The sequence below is a fragment of the gamma proteobacterium symbiont of Scutellera amethystina genome (genome assembly GCF_059730845.1).
Genome location: NZ_AP035935.1, coordinates 2,971,533 through 2,997,292, shown reverse-complemented (window position 1 = coordinate 2,997,292; position 25,760 = coordinate 2,971,533). Strand labels below are relative to the sequence as shown.

24 protein-coding genes, 1 tRNA gene and 1 pseudogene are annotated in these 25,760 nt (G+C 59.5%); 8 read left to right on the top strand and 18 right to left on the bottom strand.

Annotation, left to right across the window (positions count from 1 at the left end):
• Positions 1–100: 100 nt before the first annotated feature.
• Both ybaL and AC6I79_RS14115 read right to left on the bottom strand, forming a co-directional pair.
• Positions 101–1,789, bottom strand: coding sequence for a YbaL family putative K(+) efflux transporter (gene ybaL, locus AC6I79_RS14120; protein WP_021508650.1), 1,689 nt, complete (start codon positions 1,787–1,789; stop codon positions 101–103).
• Between the two features lie 219 nt (positions 1,790–2,008).
• A complete protein-coding gene (locus AC6I79_RS14115) occupies positions 2,009–3,208 on the bottom strand; it encodes an MFS transporter (protein ID WP_058769404.1) in 1,200 nt (399 codons plus the stop codon).
• A 163-nt stretch (positions 3,209–3,371) separates the two neighbouring features.
• On the opposite strand from AC6I79_RS14115, the gene ushA reads away from it, so the two are divergent.
• Positions 3,372–5,123, top strand: a complete 1,752-nt coding sequence (ushA, locus tag AC6I79_RS14110) for a bifunctional UDP-sugar hydrolase/5'-nucleotidase UshA (protein WP_141496711.1) — start codon at positions 3,372–3,374, stop codon at positions 5,121–5,123.
• Between the two features lie 34 nt (positions 5,124–5,157).
• Here ushA and AC6I79_RS14105 read toward each other — a convergent pair whose 3' ends face one another.
• Positions 5,158–5,589 carry a multidrug/biocide efflux PACE transporter gene (locus AC6I79_RS14105; protein WP_021508647.1) on the bottom strand — a complete coding sequence of 144 codons (432 nt, stop codon included), beginning with the start codon at positions 5,587–5,589 and terminating at the stop codon, positions 5,158–5,160.
• 90 nt (positions 5,590–5,679) lie between these two features.
• Here AC6I79_RS14105 and AC6I79_RS14100 point away from each other — a divergent pair, with 90 nt between their 5' ends.
• Positions 5,680–6,549 carry a LysR family transcriptional regulator gene (locus tag AC6I79_RS14100; protein ID WP_021508646.1) on the top strand — a complete coding sequence of 290 codons (870 nt, stop codon included), beginning with the start codon at positions 5,680–5,682 and terminating at the stop codon, positions 6,547–6,549.
• On the opposite strand, the gene ybaK is transcribed toward AC6I79_RS14100, so the two are convergent.
• The 3 genes from ybaK to copA form a co-directional block, all read right to left on the bottom strand.
• On the bottom strand, positions 6,546–7,025 hold the full coding sequence (gene ybaK / locus AC6I79_RS14095) for a Cys-tRNA(Pro)/Cys-tRNA(Cys) deacylase YbaK (RefSeq protein ID WP_021508645.1): 480 nt from the start codon (positions 7,023–7,025) through the stop codon (positions 6,546–6,548). The two genes, AC6I79_RS14100 and ybaK, sit on opposite strands and share 4 nt — an antisense overlap.
• Positions 7,026–7,188: 163 nt before the next feature.
• Positions 7,189–7,989 carry a TraB/GumN family protein gene (locus AC6I79_RS14090; RefSeq protein WP_498027339.1) on the bottom strand — a complete coding sequence of 267 codons (801 nt, stop codon included), beginning with the start codon at positions 7,987–7,989 and terminating at the stop codon, positions 7,189–7,191.
• 68 nt (positions 7,990–8,057) lie between these two features.
• The gene (copA, locus tag AC6I79_RS14085; protein ID WP_498027743.1) at positions 8,058–10,568 is read right to left on the bottom strand and encodes a copper-exporting P-type ATPase CopA; all 2,511 of its coding nucleotides are present in this window, start codon (positions 10,566–10,568) and stop codon (positions 8,058–8,060) included.
• A gap of 95 nt (positions 10,569–10,663) precedes the next feature.
• Here copA and cueR point away from each other — a divergent pair, with 95 nt between their 5' ends.
• Positions 10,664–11,080, top strand: coding sequence for a Cu(I)-responsive transcriptional regulator (cueR, locus tag AC6I79_RS14080; protein WP_021508642.1), 417 nt, complete (start codon positions 10,664–10,666; stop codon positions 11,078–11,080).
• Here cueR and AC6I79_RS14075 read toward each other — a convergent pair.
• The 5 genes from AC6I79_RS14075 to tesA all read right to left on the bottom strand — a co-directional run bounded on the left by AC6I79_RS14075 (position 11,056) and on the right by tesA (position 14,858).
• On the bottom strand, positions 11,056–11,514 hold the full coding sequence (locus tag AC6I79_RS14075) for an NfeD family protein (protein ID WP_348879046.1): 459 nt from the start codon (positions 11,512–11,514) through the stop codon (positions 11,056–11,058). The genes cueR and AC6I79_RS14075 overlap by 25 nt on opposite strands.
• On the bottom strand, positions 11,514–12,428 hold the full coding sequence (locus AC6I79_RS14070; RefSeq protein WP_021508640.1) for an SPFH domain-containing protein: 915 nt from the start codon (positions 12,426–12,428) through the stop codon (positions 11,514–11,516). Before AC6I79_RS14070 ends, AC6I79_RS14075 begins: the two co-directional genes overlap by 1 nt.
• 64 nt (positions 12,429–12,492) lie before the next feature.
• Entirely contained in the window at positions 12,493–13,347 is an 855-nt protein-coding gene (locus AC6I79_RS14065; protein ID WP_021508639.1) for a thioredoxin family protein, read from the bottom strand.
• A gap of 79 nt (positions 13,348–13,426) precedes the next feature.
• Positions 13,427–14,200, bottom strand: a complete 774-nt coding sequence (locus tag AC6I79_RS14060; RefSeq protein WP_058781232.1) for an SDR family oxidoreductase — start codon at positions 14,198–14,200, stop codon at positions 13,427–13,429.
• Positions 14,201–14,231: 31 nt separating this feature from the next.
• Positions 14,232–14,858, bottom strand: a complete 627-nt coding sequence (gene tesA, locus AC6I79_RS14055; RefSeq protein ID WP_021508637.1) for a multifunctional acyl-CoA thioesterase I/protease I/lysophospholipase L1 — start codon at positions 14,856–14,858, stop codon at positions 14,232–14,234.
• Between tesA and ybbA the strand changes: the two genes are divergently transcribed.
• Positions 14,826–15,512, top strand: coding sequence for a putative ABC transporter ATP-binding protein YbbA (ybbA, locus tag AC6I79_RS14050; protein WP_021508636.1), 687 nt, complete (start codon positions 14,826–14,828; stop codon positions 15,510–15,512). The two genes, tesA and ybbA, sit on opposite strands and share 33 nt — an antisense overlap.
• Complete coding sequence (gene ybbP, locus AC6I79_RS14045) at positions 15,509–17,926, top strand: putative ABC transporter permease subunit YbbP (RefSeq protein WP_498027338.1); 2,418 nt, start codon at positions 15,509–15,511, stop codon at positions 17,924–17,926. The genes ybbA and ybbP overlap by 4 nt, the downstream gene beginning before the upstream one ends.
• 262 nt (positions 17,927–18,188) lie before the next feature.
• On the opposite strand, the gene purK is transcribed toward ybbP, so the two are convergent.
• The 4 genes from purK to ppiB all read right to left on the bottom strand — a co-directional run bounded on the left by purK (position 18,189) and on the right by ppiB (position 21,103).
• On the bottom strand, positions 18,189–19,253 hold the full coding sequence (purK, locus tag AC6I79_RS14040) for a 5-(carboxyamino)imidazole ribonucleotide synthase (RefSeq protein ID WP_021508634.1): 1,065 nt from the start codon (positions 19,251–19,253) through the stop codon (positions 18,189–18,191).
• A complete protein-coding gene (purE, locus tag AC6I79_RS14035) occupies positions 19,250–19,759 on the bottom strand; it encodes a 5-(carboxyamino)imidazole ribonucleotide mutase (RefSeq protein WP_021508633.1) in 510 nt (169 codons plus the stop codon). Before purE ends, purK begins: the two co-directional genes overlap by 4 nt.
• A 133-nt stretch (positions 19,760–19,892) precedes the next feature.
• On the bottom strand, positions 19,893–20,609 hold the full coding sequence (locus tag AC6I79_RS14030; RefSeq protein ID WP_058775254.1) for a UDP-2,3-diacylglucosamine diphosphatase: 717 nt from the start codon (positions 20,607–20,609) through the stop codon (positions 19,893–19,895).
• Positions 20,609–21,103: a peptidylprolyl isomerase B gene (gene ppiB, locus AC6I79_RS14025; protein ID WP_021508631.1), complete on the bottom strand. Its 495-nt coding sequence runs from the start codon at positions 21,101–21,103 to the stop codon at positions 20,609–20,611. The genes AC6I79_RS14030 and ppiB overlap by 1 nt, the downstream gene beginning before the upstream one ends.
• Before the next feature lie 218 nt (positions 21,104–21,321).
• Here ppiB and cysS point away from each other — a divergent pair, with 218 nt between their 5' ends.
• Positions 21,322–22,707, top strand: coding sequence for a cysteine--tRNA ligase (cysS, locus tag AC6I79_RS14020; protein ID WP_021508630.1), 1,386 nt, complete (start codon positions 21,322–21,324; stop codon positions 22,705–22,707).
• Between the two features lie 148 nt (positions 22,708–22,855).
• On the opposite strand, the gene ybcJ is transcribed toward cysS, so the two are convergent.
• Complete coding sequence (gene ybcJ, locus AC6I79_RS14015) at positions 22,856–23,068, bottom strand: ribosome-associated protein YbcJ (RefSeq protein WP_010618497.1); 213 nt, start codon at positions 23,066–23,068, stop codon at positions 22,856–22,858.
• Positions 23,068–23,934, bottom strand: a complete 867-nt coding sequence (gene folD / locus AC6I79_RS14010; protein ID WP_021508629.1) for a bifunctional methylenetetrahydrofolate dehydrogenase/methenyltetrahydrofolate cyclohydrolase FolD — start codon at positions 23,932–23,934, stop codon at positions 23,068–23,070. Before folD ends, ybcJ begins: the two co-directional genes overlap by 1 nt.
• 175 nt (positions 23,935–24,109) lie before the next feature.
• Between folD and AC6I79_RS14005 the strand changes: the two genes are divergently transcribed.
• Positions 24,110–24,613 (top strand): DUF1198 family protein, encoded by a 504-nt coding sequence (locus AC6I79_RS14005; protein ID WP_058769413.1) that lies wholly within the window; start codon positions 24,110–24,112, stop codon positions 24,611–24,613.
• Between the two features lie 95 nt (positions 24,614–24,708).
• Positions 24,709–24,785: transfer RNA gene (locus tag AC6I79_RS14000), tRNA-Arg, on the top strand.
• 35 nt (positions 24,786–24,820) lie between these two features.
• On the opposite strand, the pseudogene AC6I79_RS13995 reads toward AC6I79_RS14000, so the two are convergent.
• Positions 24,821–24,958: pseudogene (locus AC6I79_RS13995) on the bottom strand (integrase); the annotation flags it as partial.
• Between the last annotated feature and the right edge of the window lie 802 nt (positions 24,959–25,760).

Genomic DNA, 25,760 nt, shown 5'->3' with positions numbered 1-25,760 from the left:
CGAAACGGTGCGCATGAATGCGCACCCTACATGGGTCTCCATGGCGGCGCATCCTATGGTAGGGTCGCCATTCATGGCGACCTGGCAAATTAATAACGTCTTAAATCGGGCACTCGCGCACAATCGGGTTTTGCGCGATCTCTTCCTGCAATACATGCAACATACTGTTGGCAATCTCCCGCTCGCCCATTACCACGCGATTGGCGCCACGCTCCATGATATAGGCCACTTCGTCGTCGTAATGCGCCCGGGCGATAATCTCAATATCTGCCCGCTTTTCGCGCGCGGCGGTAACAATTTCCCCGGCTTCATAGCCGTTGGGGATGGTCAGGAGCAGCCAGCGCGCGCAGTCAAGACGCGCTAAATCCATGGTATCGACTCGCGCCGCGTTGCCCAGCACGGCTTTGATGCCCTGTTCGCGCAGCGCTTCGACGCGCGGGCGCGAATTCTCCACCACCACCAGCGGCACATCAGCTTCCATCAGCTGCTGTCCCAGCAGGCTGCCGACGCGGCCATAACCCACAATCACCGCATGATTGCAGATATCCACCGGAATCTGCTTCTCTTCTTCAATTGCCTCTTCCAGCGTCTGCTCTTCCATGGTCTCGGTTTTATCGAGGTAGCGCTCCAGCACGGTAAACAGAATCGGGTTAAGCATGATGGAGAGAATCGCCGCCGCCAGCACCAGGTTGCGACCTTCATCGCTCAGCATACCGAGCGAAATCCCCAGTCCGGCGAGGATAAAAGCGAATTCGCCAATCTGCGCCAGGCTGACGGAGATGGTCAGCGCGGTGCGCCGTGAGTGGCCGAGCAGCGTGACCAGCAGCCAGGCGGCAATCGATTTACCCAGCACGATAATGGCCAGCGCACCCAGCACCGCCAGCGGCTGCTCCAGCAGGATCATCGGGTCGAAAAGCATGCCGACCGAGACAAAAAACAGCACGGCAAACGCATCGCGCAGCGGCAGCGTGTCGTGTGCCGCCCGGTGGCTGAGCTCTGATTCATTCAGCACCATGCCGGCAAAAAAGGCGCCGAGGGCAAAGGAAACATCAAAGAATTCCACCGCGCCAAACGCGATACCCAGCGCCAGCGCCAGTACCGACAGCGTAAACAGCTCGCGTGAACCGGTGGCGGCGCTTTTGGCCAGAATCCACGGCACCACGCGGCGGCCGACCACCATCATCAGCACCATAAAGGCAGCGACTTTGCCGATGGTCAGTAACAGGTCCCACGCCAGCAGCGTCGGGCTGGCATTTCCCTGCTCCAGCATGCCGGCGATGGCCGGCAGCAGCACCAGCGTCAGCACCATCACCAGGTCTTCGACGATCAGCCAGCCGATGGCGATTTGCCCGCGCTGGCTATCAATCAGTTGACGCTCTTCCAGCGCGCGCAGCAGCACCACGGTACTGGCGGTAGAGAGACACAGGCCAAACACCAGACCGGTCATCCATGACCAGCCCATCGCCCATGACAGACCCATTCCCAGCAGCGTGGCGACCGCGATCTGCGCGATGGCACCGGGAATGGCAATCGACTTTACCGACATCAAATCCTTTAGCGAGAAGTGCAGACCGACGCCGAACATCAGCAGAATAACGCCGAGTTCAGCCAGTTCGGGGGCCAGATTGGTATCCGCGACGAAGCCCGGGGTAAAAGGACCCGCCAGCACGCCGGCCAGCAGATAGCCGACCAGCGGCGAGATGCGCAGGCGATTCGCCAGCATACCAAGGAGAAATGCGAGGACCAGACCTCCGACAATGGTGGTGATCAACGGGGTAGTGTGATGCATGCCTGTCTCCTTGTGTGCAAATGTATCCGCTTGTAACAACCTAGTGTAATGCACAATCGTTCGCCGCGTTTAAACATTTGAGCGGTGAAAGACGAAAAAATTGAAAAAATGAGACAAAAACGCAGCCGAAGCGCTATTTTCCTCAGTTATCTCAGCATATCGGCAGGATTTATGCAGAATGGAGGGGGGCAGAGAAAAATAGTTGCCCCCCGAAAGGGCTCAGCGCTGCTGCTGATCAGGTAAGAAAGCGGTCAACAGGCCAATAAGTGGCAGCCAGGCGCAGATTTGATACACCCATTCGATACTGGTGTGGTCGGCTACCACGCCCAGGACCGCCGCGCCGAGGCCACCCATGCCAAAAGCAAAACCGAAAAACAGCCCGGAAACCATACCGATACGCCCCGGCAGCAGCTCCTGGGCATAGACCAGAATGGCGGAAAACGCCGAGGCAAGGATCAGACCAATAATGACGCTCAGCACGCTGGTCCACATCAGGCTGGCGTGCGGTAACAGCAGGGTAAACGGCGCCACGCCGAGAATCGATCCCCAGATGACATATTTCCGTCCGATTTTATCGCCTATCGGCCCACCGATAATGGTGCCGGCGGCGACCGCGCCGAGAAAGGCAAACAGATGGAACTGCGAGGCCTGCACGGACAGCCCGAATTTGTGCATCAGATAGAAGGTGTAATAGCTGCTCAGGCTGGTGAGATAAAAGTACTTGGAGAATATCAGCAGCAGCAGAATGCCGATGGCCAGCGCCACTTTATTGCGCGGCAGGGGGTTACGCGGCCTGCTGGCAGCGCTGGCCTGCGTGGCGCGCTGCTGGTGGCTGTACCAGCGGCTCACCTGCAGCAGCACAATGATGCCGAGCAGCGCGGCCAGCATGAACCAGCTGAGATGGCCTTTGCCATAGGGCGCGACGATGATGGCGGCCAGCAGCGGCCCGAGTGCGCTGCCAAAGTTACCACCGACCTGAAACAGCGACTGAGCCAGCCCGTGGCGGCCGCCGGAGGCCATACGCGCCACGCGCGACGATTCCGGATGGAACACCGATGAGCCGCAGCCAACCAGCGCTGCGGCCAGCAGCACCTGCGGATAAGTGCTGGCAAAGGTCAGCAGCACCAGACCGAACAGGGTAAACCCCATCCCGACCGGCAGTGACCAGGGTTTCGGATATTTGTCGGTGTAATAGCCAATCAGCGGTTGTAATAATGAGGCCGTCACCTGATACGTCAGCGTAATCAAACCAATTTGCACAAAGCTGAGGCTGAAATCTTTCTGCAGCAGCGGATAGATCGCCAGTAACAGCGATTGCAGCATATCGTTCAGCAGATGCGCGAGACTGATGGCACCAAGAATGCCAAAAGCGGTACGCCCGGTGCGGCGCGTCGGGGTTAACGTCTGTTCACTTGCCATAAAGATCCTGAAGGGGTGGGGATTTCGTTATCAGATTGTTACGTCATGCATGACTGTATTCGCCTTTGGCCTTGAGTTAAAGGGCGAACTGTGCGACACAGAAGGGCGAAAAAGCACATCAGGCGCACCGCCCGGTAAAAAACGCAGAATAAGGAGATCGGCTTTGTTGTTATCACCGCACAGAGGGCGCTGGCTGGCGCTGATTATGCTGCTGTTGCCGCTGCTGGCGCAGGCTTGGCAGCCGGACCGAAGCTATCGCTTCAGCATTTTGCACACCAACGATCATCACGGCCATTTCTGGGCCAACGCGCAGGGTGAATATGGTCTGGCCGCGCAAAAAACGCTGATGGATCAGCAGCGGTATGATGTGCAGGCGAAGGGCGGCGGCGCGCTGATTCTGTCGGCGGGCGACGTCAACACCGGCGTGCCGGAATCGGATGTGCTGAACGCCGAGCCGGACATTCGCGGCATGAACCTCATCGGCTATGACGCGATGGCGCTCGGTAACCACGAATTCGACAAACCGCTCAGCGTGTTGCAGAAGCAGCAGAAATGGGCGAAGTTTCCGTTTCTTGCCGCCAACATTTATGCCAAAGGCAGCGATAAGCGCCTGTTTAAGCCATGGGCGATATTCAATCGTATGGGGCTGAAAATTGCGGTGATCGGCCTGACCACCACTGACACGCTGCGCATCGCCAATCCGCAGAACGTGGCGCAGATCGAGATTCGCGATCCGGTGAAAGAGACGGAAAAAGCGGTGGCGGAACTGCGCGCCAGCGACAAGCCGGATGTAATTATCGCGCTGACGCACATGGGCCACTACGACGACGGGCAGCATGGCAGCAACGCACCGGGCGATGTGGAGCTGGCGCGCAGCCTGCCGCCGGGCACGGTTAACGTGATCGTCGGCGGCCATTCGCACGATGCAGTGTGCATGGCAAAAGAGAACGTCAGCGTGGCGGATTATCAGCCCGGACAGCCGTGCCAGCCGGATCGCCAGAACGGCGTGTGGATCGTGCAGGCAAAAGAGTGGGGAAAATTTGTCGGTCGCGGCGATTTCACCTTCCGCAACGGTGAGCTGACGCTGGATAACTATCAGCTGATTCCGGTCAACCTTAAGCACAAGGTAAAGAACCTTGATGGCAGCGAAACCTGGCTGCCGTATCAGGAAGCGATAGCGCAGAACGGCGCAATGATGAAGCTGCTGACGCCGTATCAGCTGCGCGCCGGCAAACAGCTGGCGGTCAACGTGGGTCGCAGCGACAGCGTGTTTGATGGCGACCGCAGCAAGGTGCGCTTTGAACAAATGCCGCTGGCTCAGCTGATCCTGCGCGCGCAGATGGCGGCTACTCAGGCCGACTTTGCCGTTATCAGCGGCGGCGGTATTCGCACCTCGCTGGCGCAAGGAGAGATCAGCTGGCGCGATCTGTTGCAGATCCAGCCATTTGGCAATCAGGTGGTGTCCGTGACGCTGACGGGCAAAGAGCTGCTGAACTACCTGGCGACGGTGGCGAATATCAAAGCCGATTCCGGCGGTTTCGCGCAGTTCAGCAACATCAGCCTGGTGGCCGATGGCAAAAGCGTCAGCGCAGTGAAAATCAATGGCGAGCCGCTGCAACTGGATAAAACCTATCGCATGGCCACCAACAGCTTTAACGCCAGCGGCGGCGACGGCTACCCGGTGATTGATGGCCATGCTGGTTTCCGCAACAGCGGCCTGCGTGATGCGGAGGTGCTGCGCAGCTATGTCAGTCAGCACTCACCGCTGCGCGTCGCCGATTATGCGCCACCGCAGATTGTGCACCTGACACCGCAGCAGGTTGAGGAGCGCGACAAAGCGCTGGAGAAGCAAAAGAAGCGCAGCTATCCGCAGATGATCCTGGCGTGGATCTGGCCGCGCGCGGCGCATGAGTGACAACACGGGCGGCACTTCAGCCGCCCGTGGTTTTTCAGGCGCGGCAGGATTTCTGGCTCACCCAGCGCTGGCGCAGTTTATCCCATGCCCAGTTGTAAGCCATGGTGTAGGGCAGAAAGAACAGAAAGAACGCCACTTCCAGCAGGAAAGCGTCCAGCAGCGAAATATGCAACATCCACGCGGCAATCGGCAGGCCGATGAGGATAAAGCCGCCCTCAAAGCCGAGCGCATGCAGCGCGCGCAGGCCGAGACCGCGCTGGCGCTGCGGCGGGCAGAGACGGTCAAAGCCGCTGTTATAAATGATGTTCCACAGCATGGCGACGGTCGACAGCATAATCGCCAGCGCGCCCATCTGAAACAGCGGTTTATCCATGACCCAGGCGGCCAGCGGCGCAACCGTGACGATCGCTAACCCTTCAAAGCCTGCGGCATGACAAAAACGTTCTTTCAGTGAACGGGTACGCATATAAACCTCCTTTTGAGTAACGCCACGCATTTTCTCACTGCACAATGCTAAGATAAAATGATTACCTATCGATAAAAGCGATGGTTCAGCATGAAGTACTCACCAGAATCCCTTGAGGCATTTGTCCAGACCGTCGCCAGCGGCTCGTTTTCCGCAGCGGCGCGTGCGCTGGCAAAAAGTCAGTCCACCATCAGTAGCGCGGTGGCCAATCTCGAAGATGACTTAGGCTTTGCGCTGTTTGATCGCAGCGGACGCCAGCCGGTGCTGACCGCTCAGGGCCAGCGCGCGCTGGCGCAGGTGCAGCAAATTCTTGCTGCCAGCCAGCGGCTGGATGAACTGGCGGTGCGGCTGTCGCAGGGCGTTGAGCCGCGCCTCAGCCTGGCCATTTCCGACTTCTGGCAGGCCGATCACCATGAAAATCTGCTGACGCGCTTTGAGGCACGCTATCCGGATATCGAGTTCGAATGCATGATTGCAGAAGATGAGGATGTGCTGGATTTACTGCAGGCCGGGCGCGTACACCTTGGCGTGGTGCGCGCGCAGCCGCGTTTGCCGCCGGATCTGGCGGTGGCGCGACTGCAGGTTGAAGCGCAAATGGCGATTTTCCTGCATCAGGATCACCCGCTGGCAGCCCGTTCGCAGGTGAGCGAGGCGCAGCTGGGCGAATTGCGTCAGCTGCGGCTCAATACCTGGGTGGAAACCCGCCAGCCGCTGCCAGCCGGCCGCACCTGGTCGGCCCCAACTTATCTGTTGTTGCTGGAGATGGCGGAGCAGGGGTTTGGCTGGAGCGTACTGCCGCGCTGGCTGGTGCAGCAGTTTGGTCATCAGGTCTTGCGTGAGCTGCCGGTGCCGGGCTGGCCGCAGCATATTGCGGTGGATGTTATCTGGTCGCGGCGCAATCCGCCGGGCCCGGCCGGGCGCTGGATGATCGACCAACTGTGCGCGCAGCAGCCTGATTAATCGCGGCGCGCCACGTCAGCCAGCGTGGCATCCAGCAGCCGTGCCAGATCCTGCGCGGCCAGTTCGATATCCAGCCCGCGCTTGCCGCCGGAAATAAAGATGGTCGGGAATTCGCTGGCCTGCTGATCGATCACCGTCGGCAGCCGCTTTTTCTGCCCCAGCGGACTGATGCCACCCACCAGATAGCCGGTGACGCGCTGCGCCAGTTGCGGATCGGCCATGTCGGCTTTTTTCGCCCCCAGCGCTTTGGCGACTTTTTTCAAATCCAGCTGTGAGGAGACTGGCGTCACCGCCACTGCCAGCGCTTTGCCATCACCGTTAAGCGCCACCAGCAGGGTTTTAAACACCTGGCGCGCATCCAGGTTGAGCTTGCGCACCGCCTCGTCACCGAAGTGGGTTTCATGGCTGTCATGCTCGTAGGGATGCAGGGTAAAAGCGACCTGTTGTTTTTCCAGCAGTTTTACGGCGGGTGTCATATTCAATCCTTGCTACGAAAATTCTTATCTCGGTTTGCGTGAAAGTACTGGCGAAAATCTGAACTTTGCGCGAAAATTGGCCGGCGCCAGTCACCCTGGCGATAACCAAAATCATAAACAAATTCCTCTTTGACGGGCCGATAGCAATATTGGCCTTCTTTTTTTATGCCTTCAGCAGCTGCGGCAAATTGTCTTCGCCGTAGAGATGCAGTGCACCGACCGCCACCACATAGCGCCCGCGCGGCAACGCCAGCAGCAGCTCGCGCCAGTGCTGATTACGGTTGCGCATCAGAGTATCGTTCAGTTCACTGCTGAACGTAGTCGGCAGCGCCACCGGCTGACTGGCGGGCGGCGCATCCAGCCACCAGCTGATCATGGTTTGCAGCAGTCGCGCGTTGGTGTGCCAGTGTTCCAGCGTATCCAGCAGCAGCGCCAGGCCATCCTGCGGTAGTGATTTCAGCAACGCGATCTGCGTTTCCGGCCCTTCCAGCTCAATAATGCGTTTTCCTGCCGCCTGCGCTGCCTGCAGCAGCTGATAGTCAATACCGTACTGCGGTCGCAGCCCCAGCCGCTGCGCCTGCTGCGCCTGCAGCATCAGCGCAATTTGCCAGAACGGCAGGCTATCAAACAGCGCGATGTTCAGTGACAGCTCATCGCACAGCGCCGTCAGCTGCTGCAGCGTCTCTGGCGTCAGCCGCGTTGCCAGCGGCGGATATGCTTCACCCTCACTAAACGGTGAACTGCCGCGGGTAATATCCGCCTCTACCACCAGCGCATCGGCTTTCTCCAGCTGGCGCAGCAAGCCGGCCGGCAGCGGTTGCATATCGCGCGTGCCCATATGAATACTGCCAGCCAGATGCAGACGGCGGTCTCCGAGTCTGATATCCATGGCGGGCCAGCTGTAGCTGGCGGGGAACAGGCTGCTGGCCAGCTGTTGCAGGCGGTGCCACACACTGCGTCTCATGCCGTGTCCTTTTTAAGTCAAAAATCCATGCTAGCGATTTCGCTCAGCGAAAGACAGGGCAGAGGTTGCTATTGCCGCTGCGCCGGTTTAAAGCGCAGCAAACGGTTAGCATTGCTCACCACGGTGATCGACGACAGCGCCATGGCGGCACCGGCGACGATGGGGCTGAGCAGCACGCCGGTAAACGGATAGAGTACGCCGGCAGCAATCGGAATGCCCAGGCTGTTATAGACAAAGGCACCTAGCAGATTCTGCCGCATATTGCGCAGCGTGGCGTTGGCCATCGCCAGCGCGTCGGCCACGCAGTGCAGATCGTTGCGCATCAGCGCCATCGCCGCGGTTTCAACCGCCACATCGCTGCCGCCGCCCATGGCGATCCCCACATCCGCCTGCGCCAGCGCCGGGGCGTCGTTGATGCCGTCGCCCACCATCACCACGCTGCGCCCCTGCTGTTGCAGCTGCGCAATCGCCTGCGCTTTACCGTCCGGCAGCACGCCGGCGATCACCTCATCGATACCCGCTTCGGCAGCGATAGCTTCGGCAGTGGTCTGATGGTCACCGGTCAGCATGATCAGACGGTAGCCCAGTTGATGCAGCCGCTGTAGCGCCGCACGGCTCTCCGGACGCAGCTGGTCACGCAGGGCGATCAGGCCCAGCAGCTGCTGCTGATCCGCCAGCAGCACCGGCGTGGCGCCCTGCGCAGCAAGTCGCGCGATATCCTGCTGTGCGGCGCGCAGGTCAATGTGCTGCTCTTCCAGCAGCGCCGCATTGCCCAGCAGCAGCGTTCTGTCAGCGACAGTAGCACTCACGCCTTTGCCACGTATTGTACGAAATTGCGCAACGCGGGCGTCACTGACGGTAGGTGCGGCGGCGACGATGGCCTTCGCCAGCGGATGCCCCGATCCCAGCTCCAGCTGGGCGGCAGCCTGCAATACCTGCTGACGATCCCAGTCGCTGTACAGCAGCACCTCGCTGACCTGCGGCGTGCCCTGGGTCAGGGTGCCGGTTTTATCAAACACAATGGTGTCGACTTCACTGGCCCGCTGCAGCGCATCGGCATCGCGCACCAGCACGCCCAGCTCGGCAGCGCGGCCGACGCCCGCGATCACCGACATCGGCGTGGCTAAGCCCAGCGCACACGGACAGGCGATAATCAGCACCGTGGTGACAATCACCAGCGTATAGGCCAGCTGCGGCTGCGGTCCGACAACATACCAGACCGCTCCGCTGAGCAGGGCAATCGCCACCACCACCGGCACAAACACCGCCGAGATGCGATCGGCCAGCCGGCCCATTTCCGGCTTGCTGCTCTGCGCCTGACGCACCAGATTGATAATTCGGGCCAGCGTGGTATGGCTGCCGGTGGCGCGGGCGGTGAACTGTAGCGATCCGTCCTGCACCAGCGTCCCGGCATAAATCTTATCGCCAGGACGGCGCGACTGCGGCAGCGCTTCGCCGGTGAGCATTGCTTCGTCAAGCCAGGCTTCGCCGCGGCTGACTTCGCCGTCCACCGGTACGCGATCGCCGGTCACCAGTTTCAGCGTCATGCCCGGTGTGATTTCACTGAGCGGCAGCGGCTTTTCCCCTTCGGCGGTGATCACGCAGGCCTGCGCCGGAGTTAAATCCAGCAGCCGCTCCAGCGCCTGTGAGGCGCGCTGGCGCGCGCGCTGTTCCAGCGCATGGCCGAGGTTAATCAGGCCGATGATCATCACGCTGGCTTCAAAATAAAGATGGCGCGCCTGCGGCGGGAAAAATGCCGGCCATAGCGCGACGCTCATCGAGTAGATCCAGGCCGCACCGGTACCGAGCGCCACCAGCGTGTCCATGGTGGCGGTAGCATGACGCAGGCTGCGCCACGCGCTGCGATAGAAGTGGCCGCCGGCAAGCGCCATCACCGCCAGCGTGACGGCACCGAGCACGCGCCAGAGCGTCTGATTGCTGTCGTTCAGCATCATGTGATCGCCGAGCATGCCCCAAACCATCATCGGCACGCCGACGATCAGCGCCAGCGCCGCCTGCCAGCTAAAGCGGCGCATCGCCTGCTGTGCGCTGACCTGCTGGCGCTCGCGCCGGGTTTGTTCATCTTCGATCACTTCCGCAGAATAACCTGCCTCGTCTACGGCGCTGACCAGCGCTGAGGGTACGGCATCGCCCAGCACCAGCGCGCTGCGCTCACCCAGATTGACGCGCGCCTGGCTCACGCCGGGCACTTTCTGTAACGCCTGCTCGACGCGGCTGACACAGCTGGCGCAGCTCATCCCGCCTATCAGCAGATGGTGCACCGCAAGATTCTCTTCTGCCGGCTGCGACTCCGTTGTCAGCGCCTCCGGCTGCGGCTCCTGAGCTGGCAACGGATCAGGCTTTGGGCTGGACGCCTCATTTTTCAGCGTGGCGTGATAACCAGCCTGCTCAACGGTGGCAATCAGATCGCTGGCGCTGGCTGCGCCGGTGACGCGCGCTTCCTGCTGCGTTACCTCGGCCTGTTCCACATCGCTGCGCTGCTCCAGCGCCTCTTTAACGCGTTTAACACAGTGGCCACAGGACAAGCCGTCCAGAGCCAGTAATTGTGTGTGTGACATCATCAACTCCTCGTTTATCAGGTTTGACTCGCTGCAAGGTTTGCATTAGTTATAAAGCCTAAACCTTCCATTCAGGGGAAGGTCAAGGGGCAGAGATGAACATCAGCGATGTAGCAAAAAAAACCGGGCTGACCAGCAAAGCGATTCGTTTTTACGAACAGAAAGGGGTGGTTACGCCGCCGTTACGCAGTGACAACGGCTATCGCAGTTATGGCGCGCACCACCTGGATGAGCTCAATTTTCTGCGCCAGGCGCGGCAGGTGGGCTTCACGCTCGAGGAGTGCCGCGAACTGGTCGCGCTGTTTAATAACCCGGCGCGCCACAGTGCCGATGTTAAAGCGCGCACCCTGCAAAAGGCGGATGAGATCGCGGCGCACATTGAAGAGCTGCACGCGATGCGCGCGCGTCTGCTGGAACTGGCTGCAGCCTGCCCGGGCGATGACGGTGCCGAATGTCCCATCATCAATCACCTGGCGGGCTGCGGTCATCAGGAGGGCGGCAAACGCGGCTGAATCAGCAGCGTGATGCCTGACACGCCGGTCACGAGCACCGGCGTGCCCGCCGGCAAATCTTCCTGCGCCTGCACGCGCCAGCTGCTGTCACCAATGCGCACATGACCGACGCCGTCTTTTAGCGCGCTGTCTAACGTCAGGTGCTGGCCAATCAGCTGGCTGCCGCGCTGATTAAGTGTATTCGGCTGCTGCGCACTTTCGCGAAAGCGCATCCAGCGATACCAGAAAAACACGCACAGCAGCGTTAGAGCGGCGAACAACATGCCCTGGCTGGTCCACGAGAACGGAAACAGCCACTCAATGATCCCGACCAGCACCGCCGCCACACCGCTCCACAGCAGGTAACCGCTGGTGCCGAGCATCTCCGCTGCCAGCAGTAAACCGCCCAGCGTGAGCCAGAACCAGTGCGGATGCGCAATCAGCTCCATCAGCATCACGGTTTGCGCTCCTGACGGCTCTCTTTCAGCAGCTCGCTGATACCGGCCACCGAGCCGAGCAGGCTGCTGGCGTCGAGCGGCATCATCACCACTTTACTGTTATTCGCTTCGCCAATTTTTTGCAGGGCATCGGTGTATTTCTGGGCCACGAAGTAGTTAATCGCCTGAATATCTCCGGCAGAGATAGCTTCTGACACCATCCGCGTGGCGTTGGCCTCGGCTTCGGCCTGACGCTCGCGCGCTTCCGCCTGCAAAAAGGCGGAGGTACGTTCGCCTTCCGCTTTAAGGATTTGCGACTGCTTATCGCCCTCGGCGCGCAGGATGGCCGCCTGGCGTACGCCTTCGGCGGCGAGGATATCGGCGCGTTTGGTACGCTCGGCTTTCATCTGCGCGTTCATGGCCGCTATCAGTTCCTGCGGCGGGCGCACGTCGCGGATTTCAATACGGGTGATTTTTACCCCCCACGGATTGGTCGCTTCATCAACAATGTGCAGCAGGCGGGTATTAATGTTATCGCGCTGCGACAGCATCTCATCCAGCTCCATACCGCCGAGCACGGTGCGGATATTGGTCATGGTGAGGTTGATGATGGCCAGCTCAAGATTGCTGACTTCATAAGCGGCGCGCGCCGAATCCACCACCTGAATAAAGCACACTGCGTCGATGGTGACGTTGGCGTTATCTTTGGAGATGATCTCCTGCGAGGGAATATCGAGGACCTGCTCCATCATATTGATCCGGCGACCAATACGATCCATGAACGGCACGACTAAATTCAGACCGGGCGGCAACGTTTTGGTGTAGCGGCCAAAGCGCTCCACCGTCCACTGGTAGCCCTGTGGCACAATTTTGACACCGGCCCACACGGTAACCAGCGCGAGCACGATGATGACGGGAATCACTGTTAACATATAACCTCCTGGCTGTCAGATTGTCGGGCCGAGTCGCTTCGGCCCGTTTACCTCGCGGTACCGGTCAGTACAGCAGCGAGTAGAGCTGGCGACGATAGCGCGAGGCGAGGGCATCGCCGGTGCCGAGGGCCGCCAGAATCTCCTGGAACATTTTGCGCACTTCGCCGTCACCGGCGCTGAGATCGCGCTTCAGAAAACCTAACAACAGCTCCAGCGCTTCTTCATTGCGGCCCACCTGATGCAGCTGTAACGCAAGTTTAGCAGCCAGACCGGCGTTGTCCGGTTCGCTTGCCATCTGCTCCTGCAGCTGCTGGATCTCCGGCGTGTCGGCGGCCTGTTTCAGCAGGTCGATTTGCGAAATCAGGCTCTGATAGCGCGTATCCTGATCCTGCAACGGCACCACAGCCAGCACCGCTTCGGCTTCTTCGCTGCGGTTCAGGGTGATCAGGACTTCTGCCAGCAGAAAACCGATTTCACTGTTCTGATTGCTCAGCTGCCAGGCGTCTTTCAGCAGCGGTAGCGCATCCAGCGGCTTGCCTTCCTGCATCAGCTGCATCGCCTGCTGCGCCTTTAACTCCTCTTCACGCGGCAGGACTTTCTCCAGCAGCGCGCGGATCGCCTCTTCCGGCTGCGGGCCCTGGAAGCCATCGACCGGCTGGCCGTTCTGGAACAGGTAAACGGTCGGCAGAGAGCGCAGACCAAACTGCGATGCCACCAGCTGCTCTTTATCGCAATCCAGCTTCGCCAGAATAAACTGGCCGGCGTACTCCTGTGCCAGACGCTCCAGCACCGGCGTCAGCTGCTGGCAGTGCTGGCTGCGCTCCGACCAGAAGTAGAACAGTACCGGCAGCTGCATTGATTGCTCCAGCGTCTGCTGCAGGTTGGATTCGTTGATGTCGATAATCAAAGCGTGTGACATGAATACGTCTCTTGGCAGAAAGTGTGTTGAGGATATGGGGGCAAACGCCCCGGCTTCAAGTTCAATTCCGGCTTGCAGTTTAGTTACTGCGTAAAATGCGATCCAGCATCCAGCCCGGCAGCAGTCGCTTGAGCAGACTCATCGCCCAGGCGACCAGCGTCACCGGATAGCGCAGGCGCGGATGTTTACTCTCCAGCGCATGCCGCAGTTTCGGCAGAATCGCTTCCGGCGGCAGGCTAAAGCGTGCGGCGATACCGGGGTTGCGCACGGGCTTATCGCGTTCGCCCTGCTGCACGTTTTCGGTAAACCGGGTGGTAATCGGGCCCGGCTCAATCAGGCTGACGCGCACGCCGCTGGGGCGTACTTCCATGCGCAGCGCATCGCTCCACGCCTCCAGCGCCCATTTACTGGCGGCATAAGCGCCGCGGCCCGGCGTGGAAATCAGGCCGAGCACCGAGCTGGTGTTGATAATCCGCCCGTCGCCGCTATTTTGCAGCGCCGGCAACAGGCGCAGCGTCAGCTGGTGGGTGCCGAAAAAGTTGGTGGAGAATTGCTGCTCCAGCTGCTGACGCGACACGCTGGTCAGCGGACCGTACTGGCCGAAGCCGCCGTTATTGAACAGCCCGTGCAGGCAGTGATCGGTGAGGGCCAGCACGCGATCGGCGGCGGCATCCACACTGGCCGGATCGTCAAGATCCAGCAGGATGCCGGTGAAGCCGAGCTCATCCATGCGCGCCACATCGTCAGCACGGCGACAGGCGGCCAGCACGCGATAGCCGCGCGCCAGCAGATCGTTGGCCGCCACCAGACCGATGCCGCTGGAGCAGCCGGTAATTAATACAGACTTTTGCATATCTTTACCTGTCATTGGGCTCGTCGCGGCGTTAATCATGCTTAACTAGCGGAGCCAGTTGTTCAGCCATCAGGTTGGCGATAAACGGCTGCGCATCCGGATTGGGGTGAATACCGTCCTGCTGCATCCACTCCGGCTTCAGATAAACCTGCTCCATAAAGAACGGTACCAGCGGAATATGATACTGCTGCGCGAGGCGCGGATAGAGCGCGCTGAACGCGTCGGTGTAGCGTCGGCCATAATTAGCCGGCAGACGAATTTGCATCAGCAGCGGCTGGGCGTTAGCGGCTTTGACCTGATCGATAATTTTACTCAGATCCTGCGCGATGTTTTGCGGCGGGAAGCCGCGCAGCCCATCGTTACCGCCCAATTCGATTAACACCCACTGCGGCTGATGCTGTTTTAATAGGCCCGGCAACCGCGCCAGCCCCTGACCGGCGGTATCACCGCTGATGCTGGCGTTAACCACTTTGGGCTGCTGTTGCCAGGTTTTGTCGAGCAGGCTCGGCCAGGCGGCAGTGGCAGACATGCGATAGCCGGCACTCAGGCTATCGCCGAGAATCAGCAGGGTATCGGCGGCGGCGATGCGCGACACCAGCAGCAGCAATAACAACAGGAAGGAATAATGCCAGCGGAAAACATTGTTGCAGTTCATCATCTTACTAAGTCCGTCGGTCAGGGAGAGCATCAGCTGACCATCCTTACCGGAGTTGAGCTGGTTGTCAAACCAGCCGAGACGCTGGCGCTGATCGGCGAGTCGGGATCCGGGAAATCTACCCTGCTGGGGATTCTCGCCGGACTGGATGATGGCAGCAGCGGCGAAGTGCATCTGCTGGGCCAGCCGCTGCACCAGATGAACGAAGAGCAGCGCGCCGCGTTACGTGCGCGTGAGGTCGGCTTTGTGTTTCAGTCCTTTATGCTGGTGCCCACGCTCAACGCGCTGGAGAACGTCCAGCTTCCGGCACTGCTGCGCGGAGACAGCGATCGCGACAGTCGCGCGCAGGCCACTGAATTACTGACGCAGCTCGGACTGAAAGATCGTCTGCACCATCTGCCGGCCCAGCTCTCCGGCGGCGAACAGCAGCGCGTGGCGCTGGCGCGCGCCTTCAGCGGCCGTCCCGGCCTGCTGTTTGCCGATGAGCCGACCGGTAACCTCGATCGCAAAACCGGCGATCGCATCGCCGATCTGCTGTTTTCGCTCAATCGCGATTTCGCTACCACGCTGATTCTGGTGACGCACGATGAGCAGCTGGCGGCACGCTGCGATCGTCGCCTGCGGCTGCGCGACGGCAAGCTGTGGGAGGAAGCATGATCTGGCGCTGGTTCTGGCGCGAGTGGCGTTCGCCCTCGCTGCTGATTGTCTGGCTGGCGCTGACGCTGGCAGTGGCCTGCGTGCTGGCGCTGGGCTCCATCAGCGATCGCATGGAGAAAGGGCTCAGCCAGCAGAGCCGTGACTTTATGGCGGGCGACCGCACGCTGCGCAGCAGTAAACCGGCACCGGATGCGTGGCTGGACAAAGCGCGCGAAGAGGGGCTGGCGGTCAGCCGGCAGCTCAGCTTTATGACCATGACCTTTGCGCAGGAGACGCCGCAGCTGGCCGATGTCAAAGCGGTCGATGATGCGTACCCGATGTTCGGCTCCCTGCAGACGGATCCGCCCGGCCTGCGTCCGGTGGCCGGAACGGTGCTGGCCGCACCGCGTCTGCTGGCGCTGCTTAACCTTAAGGTCGGTGACCGCATTGACGTGGGCGATACCACGCTGCGCATTGCCGGCGAAGTGATTCAGGAGCCGGACGGCGGATTTAATCCGTTTCAGACGGCGCCACGTTTGCTGATGAACCTTGCTGACGTGGAGAAAACCGGCGCCATCCAGCCCGGTAGCCGGCTGAGCTGGCGCTATAAGTTCTCCGGCGAGGCGGCACCGCTGGCGCGCTATGATCGCTGGATTCAGCCGCAATTGCAGGCCGGCGAGCGCTGGATCAGCGTGGAGAATTCCGAGGATGCGCTGGGCCGCTCAATGCAGCGTGCGCAGCAGTTCCTGTTGCTCTCGGCGCTGTTAACCCTGCTGCTGGCGATTGCCGCAGTGGCGGTCGCCATGAGTCATTACTGCCGCAGCCGTTACGATCTGGTGGCGGTGCTGAAAACGCTGGGCGCCACGCGTAAATCGCTGCAGCGGCTGATTATCGGTCAGTGGCTGGCCGTGCTGCTGCTGGCGGCCATCGCCGGCAGTGCGCTGGGGCAGGGCATTGAAGTCGCGCTGCTGATAATGCTTAAACCGGTGCTGCCCGCCGCTTTACCGGCTGTCAGCGTCTGGCCGTGGCTGTGGGCGATTGGCGCGCTGGTGGTGATCTCGCTGCTGGTCGGGTTGCGTCCATACCGTCTGCTGATGGCCACACAGCCGCTGCGCGTGCTGCGTCGTGATGCGGTAGCCACGCTATGGCCGCTGCGTATTTATCTGCCGGTGATGGCGCTGGTGGTGGTGGCACTCCTTGCGCTGCTGATGGGCGGCAGCAAAATGCTGTGGGCGCTGCTGGCTGGCGTGGTGATGCTGGCACTGCTGCTGGCGCTGCTCGGCTGGGGCACGCTTCTGCTGCTGCGCAGACTGGTGGTGCGTAATCTGGCGCTGCGCCTGGCGATCAACCGTCTGCTGCGTCAGCCAGCCATGACGCTCAGCCAGCTGGCGGCGTTTTCGCTTTCCTTTATGCTGCTGGCATTATTGCTGGTGATGCGCGGCGATCTGCTCGATCGCTGGCAGCAGCAATTACCGGCGGATGCGCCCAACTATTTTCTGCTCAATCTGACCCAGCAGCAGGTGCCGCAGGTAGACGAGTTTCTGCGGCAGCATCAGGTTAACGCCGGAACCTTCTATCCGATCGTGCGGGCAAGGCTCACTGAGCTGAACGGCAAGCCGGCCGATCCCAACATGGATAACGCGCTGAATCGCGAGCTTAATCTGACGTGGCAGGCGGAGCGTCCGGATCACAATCCGCTGGTGGCCGGCAGCTGGCCGCCGAAAGCCGGTGAAGTCTCGATGGAGGTCGAGCTGGCCGACCGTCTGGGCGTCAGGCTCGGCGACAGGCTGACTTTTAGCGGCGATACCCAGCAGTTCAGCGCGACGATCACCAGTCTGCGCAAGGTCGACTGGGAGAGCCTGCGGCCAAACTTCTTCTTTATCTTCCCGCCGGGCGCGCTCGATCAGCAGCCGCAAACCTGGCTGACCAGCTTCCGCATGGCGAACGATCCCGCGCTGCTGGCGCAGCTCAACCGCGCGTTCCCGACGCTGAGCCTGCTGGATGTCGGCAGCATGCTGAAGCAGATTGGACAGGTGCTGGCGCAGGTGAGCCAGGCGCTGGAGATCATGGTGATCCTGGTGACGGTTTGCGGTGTGTTGCTGCTGCTGGCGCAGATCCAGGTCGGCATGCGCCAGCGCCGGCAGGAGCTGGTGGTGTATCGCACGCTCGGTGCCAGCCAGCGCCTGCTGCGCGGCACGCTGTGGTGTGAGTTTGCGCTGCTTGGCGTGGTCGCGGGAATCGCGGCGGCGCTGGGGGCGGAAGCGGCACTGTGGGGGCTTCAGCGCAAGATTTTTGATTTCCCGTGGCAGCCGGACTGGACGCTGTGGCTGGCGCTGCCGCTGTGTGGCGCGGCGCTGCTGTCGCTGTGCGGCGGCTGGCTGGGTGTCCGCTTACTGAAGGGGAAAGCGCTGTTCAGACGATTTGATGCTGCCTGATGCCCTCACCCCAGCCCTCTCCCACGGGAGAGGGGGCCGATCGAGCCCGTATGAGTGATTCTGCACTTCAGGACGTTCAGGTGAGTGTCAAACGGAAAAATCGCACTGCATGATTCCCTCTCCCACGGGAGAGGGAGCCGATCGAGCCCGTATGCGTGATTTTGCACTTCAGAACGTTCAGGTGAGCGTCAAACTTAAAGATCGCACCGTATAATCCCCTCTCCCTGTGGGAGAGGGCAAGGGTGAGGGGAACACCACAGAACTACAGCTTCGCCACGGCCCATGCAATGCCGCTCGCATAGGCGTCAGGCAGCAGCGGTACCAGCGCATTGAGTGCGGCGGTGAGGCGTGCCGGATCGCTGTCGGTCAGATTCAGGTGGCCGACCTTGCGTCCGGCGCGGACTTCTTTGTCGTACCAGTGCAGATGCACCAGCGGCTGCTGCAGCCAGTCGGTATTGAGGTCGGTGCCAATCAGGTTGACCATCACCGACGGCGCAAACACCACCGGCTGCGGCAGCGGCAGACCGAGCACCGCACGCAGGTGCAGTTCAAACTGGCTGATTGAGGCGCCATTCTGTGTCCAGTGGCCACTGTTGTGCACGCGCGGTGCCAGCTCATTGATCAGCAAGCCCTGCGGTGTGACGAAACACTCCATCGCCATCACGCCCACGTACTTCAGCTCATGCATGATCGCGCTCAGCATCGCTTCTGCCTGCTGCTGTTGCGCGGCATCAGCCTGCGGGAAGGCAACGCTGGTACGCAGAATGCCGTCCTGATGCAGGTTGTGCGTCAGCGGATAAAACACCGTGCGGCCATCGTGCCCGCGCGCGCCCACCAGCGAGACTTCACCGCTGAAGTTAATACCCTGCTCAACGATGCACTCGCCGTAGCACTCATCCGGCAGCGTTGCGGTTTCGTCGGCGCGCAGGCGCCACTGGCCGCGGCCGTCGTAGCCGCCGGTGCGGCGCTTGACGATCGCCAGCTCGCCCAGCGTGCTGAATACCGCCGGCCACTCGCTTTTCTCAGCCAGTAACTGCCACGGCGCGGTTGCCAGGTTGAGCTGGTCGAGCAGCTGCTTTTGCGTCAGGCGATCGGCGAGGCGCGGAAAAATATCGCGGTTGACGAACGCCGGATGGTTAGCCAGCTCGCGCGTCAGCGCGGTTTCCGGCCAGCGCTCGATTTCCGCGGTGATTACGCTTTGCGCGATCGGCAGTGCCGACGGCTCCGCGTCCAGCCCCACCGGATACACGGCGATGCCCAGCGGCTCGCCGGCCTGGCGCAGCATGCGGCCCAGCTGACCGTTGCCGAGTACGCAAACTGGCTTCATGCGTCCTCCCGCGGATCCGGATTATTCAGCACCTCATCGGTCTGGCTCTGACGCCAGGCGGCCAGGCGTGCAGCCAGATCGCGATCGTGAATCGCCAGGATCTGCGCCGCCAGCAGTGCGGCGTTGGCGGCACCGGCTTTACCGATGGCCAGCGTACCGACTGGAATCCCGCGCGGCATTTGTACGATGGAGTAGAGGCTGTCCACGCCGCTCAGCGCTGCGCTCTGTACCGGTACGCCCAGCACCGGCAGCAGGGTTTTCGCCGCCAGCATACCTGGCAGGTGCGCCGCACCGCCGGCACCGGCGATGATCACCTGAAAACCGTTGTCGGCTGCGCGCTCTGCGAAGCTGAACAGCTTATCTGGCGTTCGGTGCGCAGAGACCACTTCAACGTGGAACGGGACATCCAGGCTGTTAAGGATTTCCTCGGCGAACTGCATGGTAGCCCAGTCACTTTTGGAACCCATGACGATGGCGATACGGGCCGGGGCGGCGTTGGATGACATGCGGTCAACTCCTGTGAATAATCAAACGAACCTGGCCGGGCGGGCAGGTAAAGAAGGGCACAGAGAATAGCACGAGACAGCGGCAAGGAAAACGGTTGCGTAGGCGGAAAACCGGCATTTCCGCCGCAAACAATCAGAAAGGAAATTCGATTAACTCCACGCCCTGTGCGTCCAGCTGAATCATTGATCCGCGCTCATGCCACGCGCCCAGCACCGCGCGTTGCGCTGGCGTGCCGGCGAGCTCGAACTGATGAATCGCCGGACGATGGGTGTGGCCGTGAATCAGGATCGGCACCTGCTGGCGCGTCATCGCCGCGGCTACCGCCTGCGGATTGACGTCCATGATGCTCAGTGACTTGTGCTGGTTGGCCTGCTTGCTGTCGGCCCGCATCCGCGCGGCAATGCGCATGCGCAGACGCAACGGCAGCGCGAGAAACAGCCGCTGCAGCCAGCGCTGATGCACTTTGGCGCGAAAACGCTGATAACCGTGATCGTCAGTACACAGTGTATCGCCGTGCATCATCAGCACGCGCTGACCATAGCGCTCCAGCACCTGCTCTTCGGGCAACAGCGTCATGCCGCTGGCGCGGGCAAACTGTTGACCTAACAGGAAGTCGCGATTGCCGTGAATGAAGAATTTTGGCACCGGCAGGGCACGCAGGGCGTCGGCGATCTGCTGATGCAGCGGATTAGGATCGTCATCGCCAATCCAGGCTTCAAACAGATCGCCGAGGATGTAAAGCGCATCACACTGCTGCGCTTCCCCCTGCAAAAAATGCAGAAAACCGGCAGTGATTGCCGGTTCTTCCTGACACAGATGTAAATCTGCGATAAACAGCGTGCGCGACATTACTCGCTGACGGTCACTTTCTGGATGATCACGTCATCAACCGGCACGTCCTGGTGCATGCCGCTGCGGCCGGTTTTCACTGCTTTGATTTTTTCGACCACGTCCATGCCTTCAACCACTTCAGCAAACACGCAGTAACCCCAGCCCTGCAGGCTTTCGTCACGGAAGTTCAGGAAGTCGTTATCGGCAACGTTGATGAAGAACTGTGCGGTAGCCGAGTGAGGTGCCTGGGTACGCGCCATTGCCAGCGTGCCTTTGGTGTTTTTCAGGCCGTTGTTGGCTTCGTTGCGGATGTCTGCTTTGGTGGCTTTCTGCTTCATGCCCGGCTCGAAACCGCCGCCCTGAATCATGAAACCGTTGATCACGCGGTGAAAAATGGTGTTGTCGTAGAAACCTTCACGGCAGTAGTCCAGGAAGTTCTGTACGGTAGCCGGCGCTTTGTCATCGAAGGTTTTGATTACGATATCGCCATGGTTCGTCTGGAAAGTGACCATTATATTCGTCCTGTGGAGGTTGTCGTCAGTATCAACTGCCGCACCGGCAAGGCGGCGGGGCATTTTTGTAGACGCCTCTTATATCACAATTTCCAATAACGCGTCAGTAAGGCAACGGCAGTTGCGAAGCGAGCGATGCACAAGTCGGAAAAATACGGCACAATAACCGGCTACATCAAGAAGGCGTATCCCGCACACGTAAACAACGGAATCGTTCAATGCTAAAGATCTATAACACCCTGAGTCGCCAGAAAGAGGAATTTAAACCCATTCATGCCGGTGAAATCGGTATGTACGTGTGTGGAATCACGGTTTACGACCTCTGTCATATCGGCCATGGGCGTACCTTTGTGGCATTCGACGTGGTCGCGCGTTACCTGCGTTACGTGGGCTATAAACTGAAATACGTGCGTAATATCACCGACATCGATGACAAGATCATCAAACGTGCCAACGAAAACGGGGAAAGCATCGAAACGCTGACCAACCGGATGATCGCCGAAATGCACAAAGATTTTGCCGCGCTGGGTATTCTGCCGCCGGATCTGGAGCCGCGCGCCACGCGCCACATCGCGGAGATCATCGAACTGGTCGGCAAGCTGATCGATCGCGGCCATGCCTACGTGGCGGATAACGGCGACGTGATGTTTGATGTGCTGAGCGATAAAGATTACGGCGCGCTGTCGCGTCAGGATCTCGAACAGCTGCAGGCCGGCGCGCGCGTGGAAGTGGCGGAAGTGAAGCGCAACCCGATGGACTTTGTGCTGTGGAAAATGTCCAAGGCTGATGAGCCGGCGTGGAACTCACCGTGGGGCAACGGCCGCCCGGGCTGGCACATTGAGTGCTCGGCGATGAACTGCAAACAGCTTGGCACCCATTTCGACATCCACGGCGGTGGTTCGGACCTGATGTTCCCGCACCATGAAAACGAAGTGGCGCAGTCGACCTGTGCACACGATGGCCCGTACGTAAACTACTGGATGCACTCCGGCATGGTGATGGTTGACCGGGAAAAGATGTCGAAATCGCTCGGCAACTTCTTCACCGTGCGCGATGTGCTGCAGCACTACGATGCGGAAACCGTGCGCTATTTCCTGATGTCCGGCCACTATCGCAGCCAGCTCAACTATGGCGAAGATAACCTGAATCAGGCACGCGCGGCGCTGGAGCGCCTGTACACCGCACTGCGCCATACCGATGCCAGCGCGACGCCAGCCGGCGGTGAGGCGTTTGAAGCTCGCTTCCGCACCGCCATGGACGATGATTTCAACACGCCGGAAGCTTACTCGGTGCTCTTCGATATGGCGCGTGAAGTCAATCGCCTGAAGGGTGAAGATAAAGCCGCTGCCGATGCGCTGGCCGCGAAACTGCGTCAGCTGGCCGATGTGCTGGGCATTCTGCAGCAGGATCCGGAGCAGTTCCTGCAGAGTGGCGCACAGGTGAATGCCGATGAAGTGGCGGAGATTGAACACTGGGTGAAAACCCGCGCCGATGCGCGTGCCGCGAAAGACTGGGCGCAGGCGGACATCGCACGTGACAAGCTGAACGAGCTGGGCGTTATCGTGGAAGATGGCCCGCAGGGGTCAAGCTGGCGCCGTAAATAACAAAAAGGGCGAACTGCGGTTCGCCCTTTTTATACGGCTAACTATAACCCATTGTTTATGGGTAATTAACCTGATGCACTTATCGTAGCGGCGCAATTCATTGCGCAATAAATTGCGCCGCTACAGGTCCGGATTTGCCTGGTAAAAATCAGGCCACAACCGTTACGCGCTGACCGGCAAACTCAACCGTCTGACCGGGAAAAATCTTGCAGCGCTTACGCGTCTCGATAGCACCATCAACGCGCACTTCGCCTTCGTCGATCACCGCTTTGGCCTGCGCACCGCTCTCCACCCAGCCTTCCAGCTTCAGCAGATCGCACAAATCAACGTGCGCATGTTTACCCAGTGAAAAACTCGCCATTATGCCTGCTCCACATCGTGATATTGCTCGCACGCCAGCAGCGTGTTCTCAATCAGCGTGGCGACCGTCATCGGGCCAACGCCACCCGGTACAGGCGTGATGTAAGCCGCGCGCTCAGAGGCTGACGCAAAATCTACATCACCAACCACTTTGCCGCTTTCCAGCCGGTTAATGCCGACATCAATCACAATCGCACCTGGTTTAATCCAGTCGCCCGGGATAAAGCCCGGCTTACCGACTGCCACTACCAGCAGGTCGGCATGCTCAACGTGATGGCGCAGATCTTTGGTAAAACGGTGAGTGACGGTGGTGGTGCAGCCGGCCAGCAGCAGCTCCATGCTCATCGGGCGACCGACGATATTCGATGCGCCAACCACCACGGCGTTCAGGCCGTAGGTATCGATGTTATAGCGCTCCAGCAGCGTGACGATGCCGCGTGGCGTACACGGACGCAGCTTAGGGGCGCGCTGGCACAAACGACCGACGTTATAAGGATGGAAGCCATCGACGTCTTTATCCGGCGTGATGCGCTCCAGCACTTTGACATTATCGATCCCGGCCGGCAGCGGCAGCTGCACCAGAATGCCATCGATAGCGTCGTCATTGTTCAGCTCATCGATCACATCCAGCAGTTCAGCTTCACTGGTGCTGGCGGGCAGGTTATAAGCGCGCGAGACAAAACCGACCTCTTCGCAGGCGCGGCGTTTGTTAGCGACATAGATCTGCGATGCCGGGTTTTCACCGACCAGCACTACGGCCAGGCCAGGGGCGCGTTTACCGGCAGCGAGACGCTGCTGCACTTTTTCGGCAACCTCAAGGCGCACCTGCTGCGCAATCGTTTTACCGTCAATAATTTTTGCTGCCATCAGAGAGGAAATCCATCTGTAGAGAGTTGAATCGGGGATGGCGCCTATTCTGTCAGAAGCGCGTGCGGCTGTCAGTCACAGATTCGTTTACGCGACCGGTTTCCCGATTTTTCGCCGTGGCGCGCGCCAGGCTTAGCGCGTATTATGCCCGCCAGGCAATGATGTGGAACACGTGATGATTTGGTTGATGCTCGCCACGCTGGCGATAGTGTTTGTTGTGGGATTTCAGCTGCTGACCGCCGGTTCGCGCCACGCCGCGCAGGCGCTCAGCAAGCGGCTGCAGCTGCCGCCGGTGCATGTTGAATCGCTGCTTGCGCAGATGGGCAAAGAGGCGGCAAACGAGTTCACCGATTACATTCGCGGCGACAACGAAGTGCACCTCAATAATGGCGCGGCAGTGCTGCTGATCTGGCAGGTGCTGATTGTCGATGGCAGCGATGAGAACGCACAGCGCTGGCATCACATTCTGACGAAGGCGGGGTTCTCCGCCCTGATTTCACGGCAGCAGCTGTTGCTGGCGCTGGGGTTCCTGCGCCAGCTGGAGCCGGACAGCCAGGAGCTGAATGCGTTACGCGAGCAGTATAATGCGCGCTTTACGCCGCAGGGGATTGAACTGGAAGGGGAATCCGCGGAGGTGAGTAATCTGGTCTCGCTGAGTGAGTGGCGTCAGCGTCATTAAGCCGAATTGTTCATTCCCTCGACACTCTGCCGTCCGTTGGCGGCAAAAACGTTGACGCGCCAGCGTGCCGACGTATAATCCGACGCATCTTCTATGCGCCCTTAGCTCAGCTGGATAGAGCACCGGCCTTCTAAGCCGTAGGTCACAGGTTCGAATCCTGTAGGGCGTGCCAAATAAAATCAATCACTTAACAACCTCCTTCAGCCTTCAAAATTTCCCGTGGGACAGATTTGGGACACGACTGCCAAAAATCGCGTCAATTTGCCTCGCATGCTCTGTCAGATGATTAGGTGCCAGGTGAGCATACCTGCGAACCATTTCGATGCTTTCCCATGCGCTCATTTCTGTGCTGAGGCTACAGCACGGCGTGACGCGACAAAACGCCAGCTCATTGTGGCCTATGCGCCCTGATGAAATACTCCCGCTGACAGTCAACACGCGATGCCTTTTCAGGCCGGAATTATATACGTTAACCTGACCATTCAGGATAGATACGAGGTTTCCTGCCAGGTGAATTTTCTGAATCTCTTTCAGTCAGGCGCGGATGACGATATTCATTGAAAATGTTTTAGAAATAATTATGGCACCTGACTCGGGAGCGCGTCAGGCCATTCCTGCTAAATACTTACGGCCGTTAATATCAACCTGTCACCATTTTAAATGGGGATAGTAAATAATAATTAACCTTTTATAAAAACTTTGCGGGCTATTTTTCTTGTTCTGGTTTAGTGGCGTTACGGCTGGATGATAACAGGTGTTTAGCGTTGGCAGGATTGCAGGTCAATTGAAGAAAATTAATTCATTATTTTTTGCCTTTAAATCAATGGTTTTGCTCGTCGTTCCTGAACGTGGCCAGAATTATTGCGTCAGGAAAAGAAGAGGGTGTCAGCGGTAGCATATCGGTGAAAAATTTCCTGGTGTGGAGAGTTTTAAGCCAGGTATTGATTACCTGCATGCAAGAATTATTTCTCTCAAAAAGCCGGTAATTAATTTTATATTGAGAGTGTCACTAATATAGCGATATGTTACCCACGTAAATCTGAACAACGGGTCTGAAATAAATTTTAAAATTAACTATTCCGGGTGATGAATCTGCGTCACACAATGCCGATAACACATTCATATCTGACACTCTCATCTACTTACA

Coding starts and splice junctions, on each gene's coding strand:
- ybbA (WP_021508636.1), top strand. CDS start 14,826: ATGCCAGCGGAAAACATTGTTGCAGTTCATCATCTTACTAAGTCCGTC.
- AC6I79_RS14105 (WP_021508647.1), bottom strand. CDS start 5,589: ATGCGTACCCGTTCACTGAAAGAACGTTTTTGTCATGCCGCAGGCTTT.
- copA (WP_498027743.1), bottom strand. CDS start 10,568: ATGTCACACACACAATTACTGGCTCTGGACGGCTTGTCCTGTGGCCAC.
- cueR (WP_021508642.1), top strand. CDS start 10,664: ATGAACATCAGCGATGTAGCAAAAAAAACCGGGCTGACCAGCAAAGCG.
- AC6I79_RS14075 (WP_348879046.1), bottom strand. CDS start 11,514: ATGCTGATGGAGCTGATTGCGCATCCGCACTGGTTCTGGCTCACGCTG.
- AC6I79_RS14030 (WP_058775254.1), bottom strand. CDS start 20,609: ATGTCGCGCACGCTGTTTATCGCAGATTTACATCTGTGTCAGGAAGAA.
- ybaK (WP_021508645.1), bottom strand. CDS start 7,025: ATGACACCCGCCGTAAAACTGCTGGAAAAACAACAGGTCGCTTTTACC.
- folD (WP_021508629.1), bottom strand. CDS start 23,934: ATGGCAGCAAAAATTATTGACGGTAAAACGATTGCGCAGCAGGTGCGC.
- ybcJ (WP_010618497.1), bottom strand. CDS start 23,068: ATGGCGAGTTTTTCACTGGGTAAACATGCGCACGTTGATTTGTGCGAT.
- AC6I79_RS14100 (WP_021508646.1), top strand. CDS start 5,680: ATGAAGTACTCACCAGAATCCCTTGAGGCATTTGTCCAGACCGTCGCC.
- AC6I79_RS14005 (WP_058769413.1), top strand. CDS start 24,110: ATGATTTGGTTGATGCTCGCCACGCTGGCGATAGTGTTTGTTGTGGGA.
- tesA (WP_021508637.1), bottom strand. CDS start 14,858: ATGATGAACTGCAACAATGTTTTCCGCTGGCATTATTCCTTCCTGTTG.
- ybaL (WP_021508650.1), bottom strand. CDS start 1,789: ATGCATCACACTACCCCGTTGATCACCACCATTGTCGGAGGTCTGGTC.
- ppiB (WP_021508631.1), bottom strand. CDS start 21,103: ATGGTCACTTTCCAGACGAACCATGGCGATATCGTAATCAAAACCTTC.
- AC6I79_RS14115 (WP_058769404.1), bottom strand. CDS start 3,208: ATGGCAAGTGAACAGACGTTAACCCCGACGCGCCGCACCGGGCGTACC.
- ybbP (WP_498027338.1), top strand. CDS start 15,509: ATGATCTGGCGCTGGTTCTGGCGCGAGTGGCGTTCGCCCTCGCTGCTG.
- purK (WP_021508634.1), bottom strand. CDS start 19,253: ATGAAGCCAGTTTGCGTACTCGGCAACGGTCAGCTGGGCCGCATGCTG.
- AC6I79_RS14065 (WP_021508639.1), bottom strand. CDS start 13,347: ATGTCACACGCTTTGATTATCGACATCAACGAATCCAACCTGCAGCAG.
- cysS (WP_021508630.1), top strand. CDS start 21,322: ATGCTAAAGATCTATAACACCCTGAGTCGCCAGAAAGAGGAATTTAAA.
- AC6I79_RS14090 (WP_498027339.1), bottom strand. CDS start 7,989: ATGAGACGCAGTGTGTGGCACCGCCTGCAACAGCTGGCCAGCAGCCTG.
- AC6I79_RS14060 (WP_058781232.1), bottom strand. CDS start 14,200: ATGCAAAAGTCTGTATTAATTACCGGCTGCTCCAGCGGCATCGGTCTG.
- purE (WP_021508633.1), bottom strand. CDS start 19,759: ATGTCATCCAACGCCGCCCCGGCCCGTATCGCCATCGTCATGGGTTCC.
- AC6I79_RS14070 (WP_021508640.1), bottom strand. CDS start 12,428: ATGTTAACAGTGATTCCCGTCATCATCGTGCTCGCGCTGGTTACCGTG.